Here is a 15081-nt window from a genome sequence, read left to right on the forward strand (position 1 = left end):
AGTTCTTATTCCGTCGCCCGCTGTGCGGTGACGGCAATGACGTCGTCGTCCGAGATGTTCTCGGTGTGCTTCGGCTTGATCAGCGGCTCCGGACGTACGGGGCGGGAATGCAGCATGTGCCGTCCGGCGGTCAGCCCTTCGGCCGCCTGCAGGATCAGCCGCTCCTCGTCACGACGGCGGATGTCGTCGCTGATCGCCAGCGCCTCCGCGTCCGAGACGCCCAATCCTTCCAGTGTTTTGCGCCCGAAGAGAAGGCCGGATTCGAACGTCTCGCGCGTTTCGTAATCGACATTCCGCGCCCGGAGCGACAACGTGTGGATACGGTCGTATGAGCGGGCATAGACCCGCGCGTTTGGATAGTCCGACTGCACCAGGTCGACGATCCGGTCGGTTATCTCGGCCTTCTGGGTGCAGACGGCGACGATCTTGGCCCGCTCGATCCCGGCGGCACGCAGCACTTCCTTGCGCGTCCCGTCGCCGAAGTAGATGCGAAAGCCGAAGCTGGCCGCCTGCCGGACGCGGTCGGCGGAAAAGTCGATGACGGTGACATCGCGCCCGCCGGCCAGCAGGATCTGCGAGGCGATCTGGCCGAAACGGGAGAAGCCGATCATCAGCACGTCCGAGCCGGCGCCTTCGAAATCCTCTTCGAGTTCCTCGCGGCCGTCCTCCTGGATCAACACCCCCGACAGCAGCGAGGCGATCGGCGTCAGCGCCATCGACACGGTGACGATGACGATCAGCAGCGAAGCGGTCGCCGGTGAGAAGATGCCGGCAGCTGCGGCGACGGTGAACAGCACGAATCCGAACTCGCCGCCCTGTAGCAGAAGCAGCGCCACGCGCACGGCATCATTGTGCGGCGAACGGCCGAGCCGGCAGATCAGGTAGATCACGATCCCCTTCACCAGCATCAATGCCGGCACGGCGACGAGGATGACCCGGTAGTTCTGGAATACGACGTCGATGTCGAGCGACAGGCCGACGGCCATGAAGAACAGCGCGAGCAGGATCCCGCGGAACGGTTCGATGTCAGCCTCGAGTTCATGCCGGTAGGAGGATTCGGACAGGAGGACGCCGGCGAGGAAAGCGCCCATCGCCATCGAAAGTCCGGCGTACTGCAGCAGTGTCGCCGAGCCGAGCACGACGAACAGGGCGACGGCGATCATCGCTTCGCGCGCCCCGGTGCGGGCGATCACCTGGAACAGCGGATTGAGCACGTAGCGTCCGATCACCAGCATGGCGGCGATGGCGGCAATTGCGACGACGAAATCCTGGAAGGCGGAGGTCGTGTCCTCCGGCGCCTGCTTGGCGAGCAGCGGTATCAGCGCCAAAAGCGGCACGATGGCGAGGTCCTGGAACAGCAGCAGCGAAAACGAGCGCTGGCCGTAGCGGGTGTTGACGTCACCCTTCGCTTCAAGGATCTGCAGCGCGAATGCCGTCGAGGAAAGCGCAAGCCCGAAGCCGATGATCAACGCCGCCTGCCAGCCGTCGACGCCGAAAGAAAACGCAAGCGCCGTCAGCGCAAGACCGGTGGCGATGACCTGCGCTGTTCCGAGGCCGAAGATTTCCCTGCGCATCTGCCAAAGCCGCGAGGGTTGCAGTTCGAGCCCGATGATGAAGAGCAGGAAGACGATGCCGAGTTCGGCGACCCCCAGAATTTCCTCGCCGTCGTGGATGTAGTGCAGGATCGGCCCGATCAGCACGCCCGCGGCAAGATAGCCTAGAATGGTGCCGAGCCCGAGCTTCTTGAAGATGGGGGCGGCGAGCACGGCGCCGCCGAGAAGGAGCAGCGCCTCGGAAAACAAGGCGTGAGTATTTGCCATGTGAGCGGCATTCCTTCGGAATGTATGATCGGGAGCGGCAAGAATCGCCGGGTCGGCCCTTGATGCCCCTGCCACTGCACAATAAATGGGACAGGAATGAAAGGCCAAATCATGTCCGAGACCATCGGTTCCGCAAGCCTTCTCGCTCGTGCCGAGGAACTTATCGATCGGGCCGTCAAAGCCGGCGCCGACGCGGCCGACGCGGTGGTTGTCCGCGGCCGCTCCCGCTCGGTCTCGGTGCGGCTCGGCAAGGTTGAAGGGACCGAGGCTTCCGAAAGCGACGACTTTTCGCTGCGGGTTTTCGTCGGCAAGCGCGTCGCCAGCGTTTCGGCCAACCCCGGCTTCGACCTGCAACTGCTGGCCGAACGCGCAGTCGCGATGGCCAAGGCCTCTCCCGAGGATCCGTTCGCGTCGCTCGCCGATCCGGCCGACCTGGCGAGCACCTGGCCCGATCTCGAGCTTTTCGACGCGACGGACGTCTCCTCCGATGAACTGACCGAAGCCGCCCTGGCAATGGAGGCGGCGGCATTGGCGGTGGCCGGGGTGACGAACTCCAGCGGCGCCGGCGCCTCGGCCGGCATGGGCGGGCTGGTGCTCGCAACCTCGCACGGCTTTTCCGGCGCCTACAGCGCAACCCGCTTCGGCCGCTCCGTCAGCGTCATCGCCGGCGAGGGGACCGGCATGGAGCGCGACTACGATTACGACAGCCGCCTCTACTTCGCCGACCTGCGCGACGCCGGCGATATCGGCCGCACGGCGGGCGAGCGCGCGGTCAAGCGCATCGGCCCTCGCCAGGTCCCGACGATGAAGGACGTCACCGTGGTCTTCGATCCGCGCATGGCGCGCGGAATTGCCGGGCATATCGCCGGTGCCATCAATGGTGCCTCGGTGGCGCGCAAGACCAGCTTCCTGCGCGACAAGATGGGCAAGCAGGTGCTGAAGACCGGGCTTCGCGTCACCGACGATCCGCTGGTCGTCCGCGGTTCGTCTTCGCGTCCGTTCGACGGCGAGGGCGTCACCGGCAAGCGCCTCGACATGATCGAGGACGGCGTGCTGAACCACTGGTTCCTGTCGACCTCGACGGCAAACGAACTGGGCCTGCATACCAACGGCCGCGGCGTTCGCGGCGGCACCGCGGTCAGCCCGGCCTGCACCAACCTGGCGCTTGAGCCCGGTGACATGGCGCCGGAAGACCTGATCCGCTCGGTCGGAACCGGCTTCTACGTCACCGAGCTGATCGGGCAGGGGGTCAACATGGTGACCGGCGAGTATAGCCGCGGCGCCTCGGGGTTCTGGATCGAAAACGGCGAACTGGCCTATCCCGTCTCGGAAGTGACGATCGCCTCCAACTTGGCCGATATGTTCATGCGCATCACGCCGGCCAGTGACATCGACCGCAAGTTCGGCGTCGCCGCCCCGACGCTTGCGATCGAGGGCATGACGTTGGCAGGCAAGTAGGCTTACGGCCATCCGGCCCCACGGAAACGGAACATCGTACATGCTGGTCGGCAGCAGCCAATCCCGATGGGAGGATGATCTCGTGCTCCTGGAGCGCGCAGCGCGGGCCGCGGGCGCGCGGGCCATGCAGTTCTTCCGCAACGGGCCGGATGTCTGGTGGAAGAACCAGGGGCGCTCGCCGGTCAGTGCCGCCGATATCGCCGCCAACGACGTCCTCCAGGCGGAGCTGCTGGGCGCCCGCCCGAACTATGGCTGGCTGTCGGAGGAGACCGACGACGACCCCGCCCGCCTTTCCTGCGAGACGCTGTTCGTCGTCGACCCGATCGATGGCACCCGGGCCTTCATCAACGGCAAGGACCAGTGGTGCGTCAGCGCCGCCGTCGTGCATGCCGGGCGCCCGGTCGCTGGCGTGCTCGTCGCTCCGGCTCTCGGCGACGTCTTCGTGTCGATGGCCGGCAGGCCGTCGCTCAAGAACGGCGCTCCTGTGCGAGTTTCCGAACCCGGCAGCCGCGAGCCCCTACGGGTGGGCGCCGCCGAGGACATGATTGCGCGGCTGGACCGCACGGCTCTCGGCGCGGTCACCAGAATCCCGCATGTTCCCTCGCTGGCACTGCGACTGGCGATGGTGGCGGACGGCACGATCGACGCGACGCTGGTCAAGCGCAATTCCCACGACTGGGACCTCGCCGCCGCCGACCTTATCCTGGCCAATGCCGGCGGCGAGCTTGCGACGCTCGACGGCACCGCCTTGCGCTACAACCGCCCCGATGTCCGGCACGACGTCCTGTGCGCGGCCGGAACATCATGGCTCGGCAGGTTGATAAGCGCCTCGGGCGACCTGGCCGGCCATTGACCTTTTGGCGAAGATGTCCCAAATCCGGATGCGAAAAAATATCACAAATGAAGAGAAGAAAATGACAGAGACTGGCGACAGCAGGCAGCGCCTGCATCTCGTCTTCGGCGGCGAGTTGACGACGCTGAAGGATGTGCAGTTCCGTGACTTGGCAAACCTCGACATCGTCGGGATCTTTCCAGACTACGCGACGGCGCTGGCAGCGTGGAAGGCGAAGGCTCAGCAGACCGTCGACAACGCCCACATGCGTTACTTCATCGTGCACATGCACAAGCTTCTCGACCCCGAGAACGGCTGATGCCTTCAAACTGCCTTGCGGCTGGACTTGATGCCGCGGGCATGACCACGACCGGAACCTTGATGTCCTCATTCGGACGGATCAGCGCAGCCCGGGGGCGTCGATGAGCAATGCTCTCGCGCGCCTTGCGCTGTCCGCTTACCGCTGGGCCGGCTTCGGCCTCTATCCGGTCATGGGCCCCTACCTCGCGTTTCGAGCGGCAAAGGGCAAGGAGGAGCGCGGCCGACGCCGCGAGCGCTTCGGCCACGCCAGTGTGGAGCGACCCGCCGGTCCGCTCGTCTGGTTCCATGCCGCCAGCGTCGGCGAGACCAACGCGGTCACGCCGCTGATCCGCGAGGTACGCCGGCGGGGCATCAACGTGGTCCTGACGACAGGAACGACCACCTCCGCCCGGGTCGCACGCGATCGTCTCGGCGACACCGTCATTCACCAGTACGTGCCGCTCGACCTGAAGCCGGCCATCAGCCGTTTCCTCGATCACTGGCACCCGGATCTGGCGGTCATGGCCGAGTCGGAGATCTGGCCGATGACCATTCTCGAACTCGGCGCCCGCCACATCGCGCAGGTGCTGGTCAACGGCCGCATGTCCGATCGCTCGTTCGCGCGATGGAAGAAGCGGCCGGCGATCGCGGACGCGCTGTTCGAGAAGTTCGCGCTCGTCGTCGCCCAGTCGGAAGCCGACGCGGAGCGGTTCCGCACACTCGGAGCCTTGCCGGTGCTGGTGTCCGGCAACCTGAAGGTCGATACCGACGCACCGCCGCACGACCCGGCGGCGCTTGCCGCCTACCGCAGCCAGATCGGCGACCGGATGACATGGGCGGCGATCTCCACGTTCGAGGGCGAGGAGGCGGCGGCCGGCGCGGTGCATCGCCTGCTGAGCGAGCGGACCGGGCTGCTGACGGTCGTGGTGCCGCGCCACCCCGAGCGCGCCGACGCGATCGAGGAAACCCTTGTGGGCCAGGGACTGAAGGTTGCACGCCGGACCCGCAATGATACGATCACCGCCGAGACCGACATTCTCCTGGGGGACACGATCGGCGAGATGGGCTTGTACCTGCGGTTGACGGAGATTGCGTTCGTCGGCCGCTCGCTGTTCGGCGAGGGCGGGCAGAACCCGCTGGAACCGGCCATGCTCGGCTGCGCAGTGCTTTCGGGCCCCAACGTGCAGAACTTCCGCGAAAGCTATCAGCGTCTGGCCAAGAGCGGCAGCGCCAGGATGGTGCGCGACGTCGAGATGCTCGCCAAGGGCGTGGCCTATCTGCTCACCCACGACGATATTCGGCGCAAGATGATCGAGGCGGGCCAGGACAGCATCCAGGAGATGCGCGGCGCGCTGGTCGAGACGGTCCGCAGCCTCGAACCCTATCTCAACCCTCTCACCGTCAAGGCACGGCTGCACCCGCGCGAGGCATGATGACCGGTCCCACCATGGAAAAGACACGGACGATCTCCGGAATCCTGTTCGACAAGGACGGCACGCTGCTCGATTATGCCAGGAGCTGGGTGCCGGTGAACTACGAACTCGCTCGGCTGGCCGCCGGGGGCGACGAGGAGCTGGCGCGCCGCCTGCTCCTCGCCGGCGGCATGGGCCCGGATACCGGCCATGTGGCACCCGATACCCTGCTTGCCGCGGGCAACACCGTCGAGATCGCCGAAGGCATGGTGGCGGCCGGCGCGCCGATGGCCGTGACCGAACTTGCCGTGCTGTTCGACGGCTTGTTTGCCCAATCGGCGTCGATGGCGGTTGCGGTCACCGATCTTGCCGGCTTCTTCGCGGCCCTGCATGCGAAGGGCTTTCGGCTTGGCGTCGCCTCCAGCGACAACGAGCAGTCGATCCGCCAGACGGCCCGCCGCTTCGGCTTCGAGCAGTACCTGCACTACGTCGCCGGCTATGACAGCGGCTATGGTGTCAAGCCGGAGCCGGGCATGGTGCTCGGCTTCTGTGCGGCGACCGGTCTCGATCCGCACGAGGTCGCCGTCGTCGGCGACAACAATCACGACCTGCACATGGGCCGCAGCGCCGGCGCCGGGCTGACGGTGGCGGTGCTGACCGGCACCGGCTCGCGAGAATCGCTTTCGGCCGCTTCGGACTATTGCCTCAACGACATCACCGAACTGCCGGCGCTGCTGCCGCACGCCGGCGCAGCCCGGCGTCTCGCGGTCTGACCCGTTGCAATCGCCCGTCAATCAGGCTTTGCTAACGCGCGCGGCCGCACAGCCGCGAGAGGTTGTGCGGCAATCGTCTGCGAACGGTGTGAGGGCTCGCTGCCGGACGGCGGTCGGGATGGGGAAACAGGATGGTATCTGAGGCACCACCTTTCTGGTGGACGAAGCCGGATTGGCACGCCTACGCGCTTTGGCCCGTGTCGCGGCTCTATGGCTTTGTCGCCGGGACCCGCATGCGTCGGGCGCGGCGAGCCGCAGTGCCGGTACCGGTCGTCTGCGTCGGCAATTTTACCGTCGGTGGGGCAGGGAAGACACCGACCTCGATCGCGCTCGCCCGCGCCGCCAAGGCACGCGGGCTTCGGCCGGGCTTCCTCAGCCGCGGCTATGGCGGGTCGCTGGATGTGACCACCGTCGTCGACCCCGGTCGCCACCGGGCGCGCGACGTCGGCGACGAGCCGCTTCTTCTGGCGCGCGAGGCGCTGACGGTGATTTCGCGCCGCAGGATCGGCGGGGCGCGCCGGCTCGTGGAAGAGGGCGTCGATCTCATCATCATGGATGACGGCTTCCAGAGCGCCCGGCTCGTGTTCGACCAGGCGCTGCTTGTCGTCGATTCCCGCCGCGGCCTCGGCAACGGCTACCTCGTCCCGAGCGGCCCGGTGCGAGCCCCGCTCGCCGAACAGATGCGCCAGGCCTCTGCGCTGCTGGTGATCGGCGACGGCAACGCCGCCGATGCACTGATCCGGCAGGCGGCGCGAGCCGGCAAGCCGGTGCATTCGGCAACCCTGGTGACGGTCGCCGCCGACGACCTCCGCGGTCAGGCTGTCCTGGCCTGGTCCGGACTGGCTGATAACGACAAGTTCTTCCGCACCGTGGAGGGAACAGGCGCCACCCTCTACGACACCCGCAGCTTTCCCGATCATCATCATCTGTCCGAAGACGAGGTGGCCGACATTCTCGACCACGCCGAAGCGCACGGCTACACGATCGTCACCACGGCGAAGGACAGCGTCCGGCTCGCTGGCGAACATGGCCGGGCGCAGGAACTGCGGGAAAGGAGCCGGGTGATCGAGGTCGAAATCCGCTTCGACGATCCAAGGGCGCCAGACAAGATCATCGAGGCGGCGCTGGCGTCGGCGCGCAAACGCCGGCTCGGCGGCAGGGCGGGGAAATGACACGTCAAATCAGGCTTGCCCGCGATTTTTGAGCCGGTTGCTCGCGCGGCTTGGTCCTTGCGGGTTTGGAACGTGACTTTAGCCGCGCCGGTATGGACGTGCTACGCTGGGCCGGTCGGTCAGGTGTCAGCGTCTGGACAGAATGCCCGCGGTCTTTTCTGCCTCCAGCGAAGCGGCCGCATCGATATAGGCCTCCTGGCGGGCGACGCTCCAGTAACGCAGTTCGTCGATCGGGATCTGCTCGCCGGTGACGGCGCAGACGACATAGGCCCCCGGCATCAGGATCTGGAAGTCGCCGTCGAGATAGCGGATCTTGGCCTCGCGGCCCCCGTTTCCTTCAAATCGGTTCATCGACCGCCTCTCCTGTTGTCTTCTCCGTGCCTCGCGCGCGTCCCGCGGTCCGTGCCCGCGGCCCGCATTGCGGTAACCGTTCCCGGTGCCATATCGCGCCGCGCCTGCCAACACCAGTACTTTCAGCTTCTGCCGAACAGCCGTTCGATGTCGGCGAGCTTCAGTTCGATATAGGTCGGGCGGCCGTGATTGCACTGGCCGGAGCCGGGTGTCGCCTCCATCTGGCGCAAAAGTGCATTCATTTCTTCCGGCCGCATCCGCCGTCCCGACCGCACCGAACCGTGGCAGGCCATCGTGGCGGCGAGATAATCGAGACGGGCGGCAAGGCCGCTCGCCGTATCCCATTCGGCAAGCTCGTCGGCGAGCTGCCGCACGAGTGCCGTTGCATCCATTTCGCCCAGCATCGCCGGTGTCTCGCGAACGGCGATGGCGCCCGGGCCGAAGCGCTCGATGCCGAGCCCCAGCCTGGCGAAACTCTCGGCATGGGCGATCAGCCGGTCGCAGTCGTCCTCCGGCAGGTCGACGATCTCCGGGATCAGCAGCGCCTGGGCGGGAACCGGGCGCGAATGGAGCGCGTTGCGCATTGCCTCGAAGACCAGCCGCTCGTGCGCGGCATGCTGGTCGACGATGACCAACCCATCCAGGGTCTGTGCGACGATGTAGTTCTCATGCAACTGGGCCCGGGCGGCGCCAAGCGGATGGTGCGCCGGCTCGGAATGGTCGGTAGCCGGTGCGGCAGCGGGGATCGGCTCGGCGCGGGCCGAGGGCTGGATCTCCATGTCGAAGCCGGCCTGGCGCATCTCGGCAAATCCGGGTGCGGCGGCCGGTGAGCCGAATGGCCGGAAGGGCGATGCGGCCGGGTTCCAGGCCTGCTGTGGGCGCGGCGTCTCCGGCCGGAAGGAGCGCAACAGGCCGGCCGCCCCTGTTGTCGCCGCCCGGTCCCCCTCGCGGGCCAGCGCCTGGCGGATCGCGCCGATGATCAGGCCGCGCACGAGACCGGGATCGCGGAAGCGGACGTCGGACTTGGCGGGATGGACGTTGACGTCGACGAGTGCCGGATCGATGGCGATCTCCAGCACGGCAACGGGATAGCGGCCGCTCGGCACCGTTTCCGCATAGGCCCCCCGCAATGCCGACCAGAGCAGCTTGTCCTGTACCGGGCGGCCGTTGACGAAGGCGAATTGCTGCAGGCTGTTGCCGCGGTTGTAGGTCGGCACCCCGGCAAAGCCGGTCAGACGCACGCCTTCCCGCTCCGCGTCGAGTTCGATCGCGTTGTCGCGAAAATCCTTTCCGAGCACCTGCGCGATGCGGGCCAGCCGGTCCTCGCCGGTGGCGGCCAGCTCCAGCGTCGAGCGGTCGGGGCCTGACAGCACGAAACGGATCGCCGGGAAGGCGATCGCCATGCGGCGGACGACTTCGGTGATCGCCGCCGCCTCCGCCTTCTCGCTCTTCATGAATTTCAGCCGTGCCGGCGTGGCGAAGAACAGGTCGCGCACCTCGACGATAGTGCCGCGGTTGGCCGGCGCCGGCCGCACGGGCTCCAGCCTTCCGCCGACGATGGCGATCTCCGAGCCCTGTGGCGCGGACGCCGTCCGGCTCTGGATCGTCAGCTTGGCCACCGAGCCGATCGAGGGCAGCGCCTCGCCACGAAAGCCGAGCGTGCGCACGTCGTCGAGACTGTCGCTGATCTTCGACGTGCAGTGCCGCCTTACCGCCAGCGCCAGGTCCTCGGGAGACATGCCGCAGCCGTTATCGGTCACCCGTAGCAGCGTCTTGCCGCCGCCGGCCGTGGCGATCTCGATGCGGGTGGCGCCGGCGTCGATGGCGTTTTCGATCAGTTCCTTGGCAGCACTCGCCGGGCGCTCGATGACCTCGCCGGCGGCAATCTGGTTGATCAGGGTTTCGGAAAGCTGTCGGATCATCATGGCTTCATTTTCCGGGATTCGCGGCCGGCTGGAAAGGGCCAAAATTTCAGCCGACATTGTTGCCGGACGGCGGCCGACGCACCGGCCGGGTGATCTTGGTGGCTTAATTACCCTTTAATAAAAAACTGCGAGCGTGTTGCTCTCGCTTGTATGACGGCAAGCGGCCGGACTGGTTCCGGCGGACCATTCCAGCGTCGCTGGCCGCTGGGAGAGCTTTCAAGTCCAACGGCAAGTTCTTGCCGGATCAGCATGGCGTTTGGGTAGCTTTGCGCCGGTGCGCCCGAAGGGATGAGCACCGGATGCAGCAGCATATTGGCCGGCGCGGGGTCATCGACGATCCATTGCGGTTGCCGATGATGCGTTTGGGGTGGCGGGGCAGCAGGTAATGAGTGGTGGTGCGTCGAACGACGCAGATATCCAGATCGGAATGTTCGACGCGGCCTGCGATCTCCTCGGCGTCGGCGCTTATATCTACGACAAGAATGACTGTCTCGTCGTTGCCAGCCGCCAGGTCGCGCAGTTCCTGCCGATCAGTCCCGAAGTGCTGACGCCGGGCACCCGCCTGCGCGATGTGCTCGGTGCGATCTTCGATGCCGGCATCCGCTACGGAGTTCCTGCTCATCAGCGCCGCAGCATCAACCGCGAAGAATGGATAGCCGAACGCATTCTGATCCACTGGCGCGAACAGCATGACTCCGTCGAGTGCCTCGGCAAGGACCGCTGGGTGCATTTTCGCAAGCGTCGCCTGCCGAACGGCTACAGCATCTCCACGCTGATGGACGTTTCCGACCAGACGCGGCAGGAGGCGAAGTGGCGGGCCGATCTGAAGCGGGTCGCGTTGACCGAAGTGGTGCTCGACACACTGCCGCATCCGCTCATCATCAAGGACCGCAACCTCGTCTATGCCGCCGTCAACAAGGCGTTCTGCGATGTCTACGGCATGGAAAGCAAGGCGATTCTCGGCCGCACCGTCTGGGACATCGCGGATGCCGCCAACGCGGCGCGCCTCGAGGAGATCGACCGGCGGGTGCTTGAAACCGGCGTGCCTTCCCGGATCGAGGAGCGTCTGGTCCGTGTCGACGGCAGCCACCTCTACGCGGTGACGCGCAAGTATCGGATCGGCGCGCCGGACAATTACATGGTCGTCACCATGATCGACGACGTCACCGAGATCGTCGAGGCCGCAGAGAATATCGCCGCCGGAGGCTTTTCGCTGCGGCCCTCCATACAATTCGTCAAGGCCGAGAACTGCTTCGATCCGGTACGCGACGCCGAAAGGCGCCTGTTGCAGCAGTGGCAAGCGGATGAGGATTTCGCCGGCAGGCGGCTGCTCGTGGCCACCCCTTCAGAGCGGACGGGCGAGCTCCTCGTCGATGCGTTGCGGGGACGCGGGGCCGACTGCTGCGCGGTGCGCTCGCGGGTGGAATTCGAGGCCTTCGTCGCGATGGCGAAGAGCTGTGGGGTTGCGCTCGACTTCGTCGTCCTGGACGACACGATGGAGGGCTATGAGGCGATCGCCGCAGCCGGTCTTCCGGTCCGGATGTTCACCTCCGACCGCGTCGGCGCGGAGGTTTTCCGGGCACTGGTCGATCCGGTGGAGCTGGTGGCGGAGCCGCAGCCGGATGCCGCCGTTCCGCCGCCGCCCTTTGACGACTGGCACATTACCACCGACATCGACGCGGTGGCCGCCGCCGACCACGGCGATTTCGAGGTTCTCGTTGCCGAGGACAACCAGATCAACCAGTTCGTCTTCTCCCAGATCCTGGAAGGCATGGGCGTTTCGCACCGGATTGCCGAAAACGGGGAGGAGGCGGTCGCACTGTGGCGCAAGCACCAGCCGCGCCTTGTGCTGATGGACATTGCCATGCCGATCAAGAACGGCCTCGAGGCCACCGTCGAGATCCGCGCGGCGGAGGCCGAGCTCGGCACGCGCACGCCGATCGTTGCGGTGACCGCCCAGGCATTGAACGTCGACAGGCAGAACTGTCTCGACGTCGGCATGGACGACTACATTACCAAGCCCGTCAGTCCCGACATGATCGAAAGCATCTACGCCAGATTCGTTTCCAGAAGCCGGGACAGAAGCGTCGCATGAGATCCGCTTTGCCGGTCGATCGCCCTGATTCGGGAGAAAGCCGATTTGTGGAGCCGGTTGCTATGTCTTTGTTAATCCTCGTGTCCCATTCTGCTCTGGCTCATAATGGCGTATCCGTGTCGGGAAATCGGTAGATGAATTCGGGTGAGTTTTCGGGTACGGACGTTTCCCAGAGCGATCTGCACGCCATGGCCTATACGGACTCGCTCACAGGCCTCGGCAACTCCCATCGCCTTCGCGACAAGGTGCGCCAGCTCACCCTCGAGCGCGCCGACGATCCCGCCCCCTTTGCGGTCGGCATCGTCAACCTCGATGGATTCAAGCCCATCAACGATCTGTTCGGTTCGCAGGCCGGCGACGAAATTCTCTGCCAGGTGGCTCACCGCCTGAAGGCCTGCATCCCGGACGGCGCCACGGTCACGCGTCACGGCGGCGACGAGTTCGCTTTCCTCTTTCCGCTGGTGTTCGAGCGCAAGGGGGCCGAGAAGGTTGCCCAGATGCTGCGGGAGGTGCTCTCGGCGCCCTTCGACCTCGGCGACCGCAACGTTCGGCTGTCCGCCTCCTTCGGGCTGGCGATCCATCCATTTGCCGGCGAGGACTTTGCCGAGCTCATCAAGAGTGCCGATACCGCGCTCTACCGCTCCAAGCGCCGCGGACGCGGGCAGGTTACCGTTTACTCCCAGGAGATCGCCCAGGAGATGAAGCGCGCCACTCACCTGGAGCAGGCGCTTCGCGACGCGATCACCGCCGACCAGATCGACGTGCATTTCCAACCGATCGTCAACCTGAAGAACGATCTGGTGGTCGGCTTCGAAGCGCTGGCGCGCTGGTGCGATGCGGATCTCGGTTACGTATCCCCGGCTGCCTTCGTGCCGCTCGCGGAAGAGCGCGGCTTCATCGACGCGCTTTCCGAAGTGCTGCTGCGCAAGGCTGCCGAAGCGGCGCTTTCCTGGCCGAAGGAACTGTTTCTCTCGTTCAACCTTTCGTCCGCCCAGCTGGTGGACCCGAAAACCAGCCTGACGACGCTGGCGATCCTCAACCGTGCCGGGCTCGATCCGCGCCGCCTCGAGCTGGAAATCACCGAGACGGCCGTGATGACCGATGCCATGACCGCCCAGAAGATCGTCGGCGAACTGCGCGCCGCCGGCGTGCGCGTCTCCCTCGACGATTTCGGCACCGGCCAGTCCAGCCTCGGTCGCTTGCGCGACTTCACCTTCGACAAGGTGAAGATCGACCGCGCCTTCGTCTCGCGCATCTCCGACGACCGCGTTTCCGAGCACATCATCAAGGCCATCGTGGCGATGTGCGACGGCCTGCACCTGGAAGTCGTGGCGGAGGGGATCGAGGACTTCTCCGAGGCATTGAAGCTGAAGGCGCTCGGCTGCGGCATGGGGCAGGGGTATTTCTATGGCAAGCCGGCCGATGCAGTCGCGACGATGCGTTTCCTGACCGAGCGCTACCTGCGCGTGGAGCCGGAAGCGGCCTTCGCCTGAGGGCGGCGGTAACCGTGCATTTACCATCCGCCTTAGCCACGCGTAAACCTGCCCTCCCGTAACGTTAGCTTTGTATCTGAATCAATCAGAACGGGGCAACAGCATGCTGCAGAACATCAAGGACATGCCGGTCCGGGGCAACGATCGCTCGAAGGTCCGCATTTTTGCGAATGTGAAGGTGATGCATGAGCGGAGCCGGGCGCGCGTCGTCGATCTCTCGCCGACCGGGATGGCGCTCGACCTGGAAAAACCGATCAGGATCATGGCCGGCCAGATCGTCACCATCGAGAGCGAGGAACTGGGACAACTGACCGGCACGGTGCGCTGGTACAAGAACGGTCGTCTCGGCCTCGAGTACAGGCTCAGCACCAATGCGCTGGCACAGATCTCCTCCTATTTCCGCTTCTTCCACGAGGAAGTGAAGCCCGTCATCCGCCGCTGACTGCGCCGGCAGCGCACCCTTCGGCCGGCGCCAGTTCCCGCCTGCCTTCCGCAAGCAGCCAGTCGCGCACCCGTCGCGCCTGGCTGTTGAGTTCCCGAGACCGCGGCCAGACGATGTAGAAGGCCAGTCCGGTCTCCAGCACATGGCCGCCGACCGGGACCAGCGCACCAGATCGCACCTGGTCTGCAATCAGGTGCTGCCAGCCGAGTGCTATTCCCTCGCCGGCGAGCACGGCCTGCACCACCAGCACGTAGTCGTTGATCGCCAGCCGCCGGGATTGGGCCGGATGGCGCAGGCCGGCGCTTGCGAACCATTCCGCCCAGTCGCAGGTCTTGCGCACCGGCTCTTCCAGATGGATCAGCCGCTGGCGCAGCAGGTCCTGCGGCGTCCTCGGCAGGCCATGTGCCTCGATGAAGGCGGGACTGGCGACCGCATTGATCACCTCCGGCGCGAGCAGGGCGGCATGATAGCGCGGCCAGGCGGCCGGATCGCCGCCGCGGATGCCGAGCGGGATCGGCTCTTCCTCAAGATCGAGGTCGCGCACGCTCGTCTGGATGCGCAGGTCGATTTCCGGCAGGTCCTCGCGCAGCCGCGTCAGCCGCGGCAGCATCCACATCGAGGCGAACGCCGTCGAGGCGGCCAGCGTCACATTCACCTCGCGCCCCTTGGCGCGAATGTCCTCTGCCGATTTCTGGATGCGGGACAGCCCGACCGAAACCTCGGTGTGGAACCGCTCGCCTGCATCGGTGAGGGCAACGGCGCGATGCACCCGGTGAAACAGCGGCACCCCCAGCTGTCCCTCGAGGCCGCGGATCGCATAGGACACGGCCGCCTGGCTCATGCCGAGCTCCTTGGCGGCGCGGGTGAAGTTCAGATGGCGCCCGGCCGCCTCGAAGACGATCAGGCTGGCGGCGGAGGGCAATAGGCGGCGAAGCGTTTCCATAAATCCAGTTTATAGCAGCCTCAAGTTTTTTACAGCATCACAGGGGCGTTTTTCCCGTCTAGCCT

Annotated in this window: 13 protein-coding genes; 9 read left to right on the forward strand and 4 right to left on the reverse strand. The window is 65.9% G+C overall.

Annotation, left to right across the window (positions count from 1 at the left end; genetic code table 11):
- Positions 1 to 5: 5 nt before the first annotated feature.
- Positions 6 to 1820: a monovalent cation:proton antiporter-2 (CPA2) family protein gene (locus tag C7449_RS00255; protein WP_108000785.1), complete on the reverse strand. Its 1815-nt coding sequence runs from the start codon at positions 1818 to 1820 to the stop codon at positions 6 to 8.
- 111 nt (positions 1821 to 1931) lie between these two features.
- Here C7449_RS00255 and C7449_RS00260 point away from each other — a divergent pair, with 111 nt between their 5' ends.
- The 6 genes from C7449_RS00260 to lpxK all read left to right on the forward strand — a co-directional run bounded on the left by C7449_RS00260 (position 1932) and on the right by lpxK (position 7767).
- A complete protein-coding gene (locus C7449_RS00260; RefSeq protein ID WP_108000786.1) occupies positions 1932 to 3278 on the forward strand; it encodes a TldD/PmbA family protein in 1347 nt (448 codons plus the stop codon).
- Positions 3279 to 3318: 40 nt separating this feature from the next.
- On the forward strand, positions 3319 to 4131 hold the full coding sequence (locus C7449_RS00265; protein WP_108000787.1) for a 3'(2'),5'-bisphosphate nucleotidase CysQ: 813 nt from the start codon (positions 3319 to 3321) through the stop codon (positions 4129 to 4131).
- A 61-nt stretch (positions 4132 to 4192) separates the two neighbouring features.
- Positions 4193 to 4429, forward strand: coding sequence for a DUF4170 domain-containing protein (locus C7449_RS00270; protein ID WP_108000788.1), 237 nt, complete (start codon positions 4193 to 4195; stop codon positions 4427 to 4429).
- 103 nt (positions 4430 to 4532) lie between these two features.
- Positions 4533 to 5843: a lipid IV(A) 3-deoxy-D-manno-octulosonic acid transferase gene (gene waaA, locus C7449_RS00275; RefSeq protein WP_108000789.1), complete on the forward strand. Its 1311-nt coding sequence runs from the start codon at positions 4533 to 4535 to the stop codon at positions 5841 to 5843.
- A 14-nt stretch (positions 5844 to 5857) separates the two neighbouring features.
- A complete protein-coding gene (locus tag C7449_RS00280) occupies positions 5858 to 6595 on the forward strand; it encodes an HAD family hydrolase (protein WP_108001372.1) in 738 nt (245 codons plus the stop codon).
- A 131-nt stretch (positions 6596 to 6726) separates the two neighbouring features.
- Positions 6727 to 7767 carry a tetraacyldisaccharide 4'-kinase gene (gene lpxK / locus C7449_RS00285; RefSeq protein ID WP_108000790.1) on the forward strand — a complete coding sequence of 347 codons (1041 nt, stop codon included), beginning with the start codon at positions 6727 to 6729 and terminating at the stop codon, positions 7765 to 7767.
- A gap of 126 nt (positions 7768 to 7893) precedes the next feature.
- Here lpxK and C7449_RS00290 read toward each other — a convergent pair whose 3' ends face one another.
- The gene (locus tag C7449_RS00290) at positions 7894 to 8118 is read right to left on the reverse strand and encodes a DUF2093 domain-containing protein (protein ID WP_108000791.1); all 225 of its coding nucleotides are present in this window, start codon (positions 8116 to 8118) and stop codon (positions 7894 to 7896) included.
- Positions 8119 to 8240: 122 nt separating this feature from the next.
- Positions 8241 to 10043, reverse strand: coding sequence for a DNA mismatch repair endonuclease MutL (gene mutL, locus C7449_RS00295; protein ID WP_108000792.1), 1803 nt, complete (start codon positions 10041 to 10043; stop codon positions 8241 to 8243).
- Positions 10044 to 10428: 385 nt separating this feature from the next.
- Between mutL and C7449_RS00300 the strand changes: the two genes are divergently transcribed.
- The 3 genes from C7449_RS00300 to C7449_RS00310 all read left to right on the forward strand — a co-directional run bounded on the left by C7449_RS00300 (position 10429) and on the right by C7449_RS00310 (position 14073).
- Positions 10429 to 12138 (forward strand): response regulator, encoded by a 1710-nt coding sequence (locus C7449_RS00300; protein WP_108000793.1) that lies wholly within the window; start codon positions 10429 to 10431, stop codon positions 12136 to 12138.
- Positions 12139 to 12272: 134 nt separating this feature from the next.
- The gene (locus C7449_RS00305; RefSeq protein WP_108000794.1) at positions 12273 to 13631 is read left to right on the forward strand and encodes a putative bifunctional diguanylate cyclase/phosphodiesterase; all 1359 of its coding nucleotides are present in this window, start codon (positions 12273 to 12275) and stop codon (positions 13629 to 13631) included.
- Positions 13632 to 13734: 103 nt separating this feature from the next.
- A complete protein-coding gene (locus tag C7449_RS00310) occupies positions 13735 to 14073 on the forward strand; it encodes a PilZ domain-containing protein (protein WP_245414249.1) in 339 nt (112 codons plus the stop codon).
- On the opposite strand, the gene C7449_RS00315 is transcribed toward C7449_RS00310, so the two are convergent.
- The gene (locus C7449_RS00315; RefSeq protein WP_108000795.1) at positions 14060 to 15016 is read right to left on the reverse strand and encodes a LysR substrate-binding domain-containing protein; all 957 of its coding nucleotides are present in this window, start codon (positions 15014 to 15016) and stop codon (positions 14060 to 14062) included. The genes C7449_RS00310 and C7449_RS00315 overlap by 14 nt on opposite strands.
- Positions 15017 to 15081: the final 65 nt, after the last annotated feature.

The organism is Mycoplana dimorpha, from assembly GCF_003046475.1.
In the GTDB taxonomy this organism is placed as follows: Bacteria; Pseudomonadota; Alphaproteobacteria; order Rhizobiales; family Rhizobiaceae; genus Mycoplana; species Mycoplana dimorpha.

Excerpts from the sequence above, each read along its gene's own strand:
- C7449_RS00255 (WP_108000785.1), bottom strand. The coding sequence starts at position 1,820 with ATGGCAAATACTCACGCCTTGTTTTCCGAGGCGCTGCTCCTTCTCGGC.
- C7449_RS00260 (WP_108000786.1), top strand. The coding sequence starts at position 1,932 with ATGTCCGAGACCATCGGTTCCGCAAGCCTTCTCGCTCGTGCCGAGGAA.
- C7449_RS00265 (WP_108000787.1), top strand. The coding sequence starts at position 3,319 with ATGCTGGTCGGCAGCAGCCAATCCCGATGGGAGGATGATCTCGTGCTC.
- C7449_RS00270 (WP_108000788.1), top strand. The coding sequence starts at position 4,193 with ATGACAGAGACTGGCGACAGCAGGCAGCGCCTGCATCTCGTCTTCGGC.
- waaA (WP_108000789.1), top strand. The coding sequence starts at position 4,533 with ATGAGCAATGCTCTCGCGCGCCTTGCGCTGTCCGCTTACCGCTGGGCC.
- C7449_RS00280 (WP_108001372.1), top strand. The coding sequence starts at position 5,858 with ATGGAAAAGACACGGACGATCTCCGGAATCCTGTTCGACAAGGACGGC.
- lpxK (WP_108000790.1), top strand. The coding sequence starts at position 6,727 with ATGGTATCTGAGGCACCACCTTTCTGGTGGACGAAGCCGGATTGGCAC.
- C7449_RS00290 (WP_108000791.1), bottom strand. The coding sequence starts at position 8,118 with ATGAACCGATTTGAAGGAAACGGGGGCCGCGAGGCCAAGATCCGCTAT.
- mutL (WP_108000792.1), bottom strand. The coding sequence starts at position 10,043 with ATGATGATCCGACAGCTTTCCGAAACCCTGATCAACCAGATTGCCGCC.
- C7449_RS00300 (WP_108000793.1), top strand. The coding sequence starts at position 10,429 with ATGAGTGGTGGTGCGTCGAACGACGCAGATATCCAGATCGGAATGTTC.
- C7449_RS00305 (WP_108000794.1), top strand. The coding sequence starts at position 12,273 with ATGAATTCGGGTGAGTTTTCGGGTACGGACGTTTCCCAGAGCGATCTG.
- C7449_RS00310 (WP_245414249.1), top strand. The coding sequence starts at position 13,735 with ATGCTGCAGAACATCAAGGACATGCCGGTCCGGGGCAACGATCGCTCG.
- C7449_RS00315 (WP_108000795.1), bottom strand. The coding sequence starts at position 15,016 with ATGGAAACGCTTCGCCGCCTATTGCCCTCCGCCGCCAGCCTGATCGTC.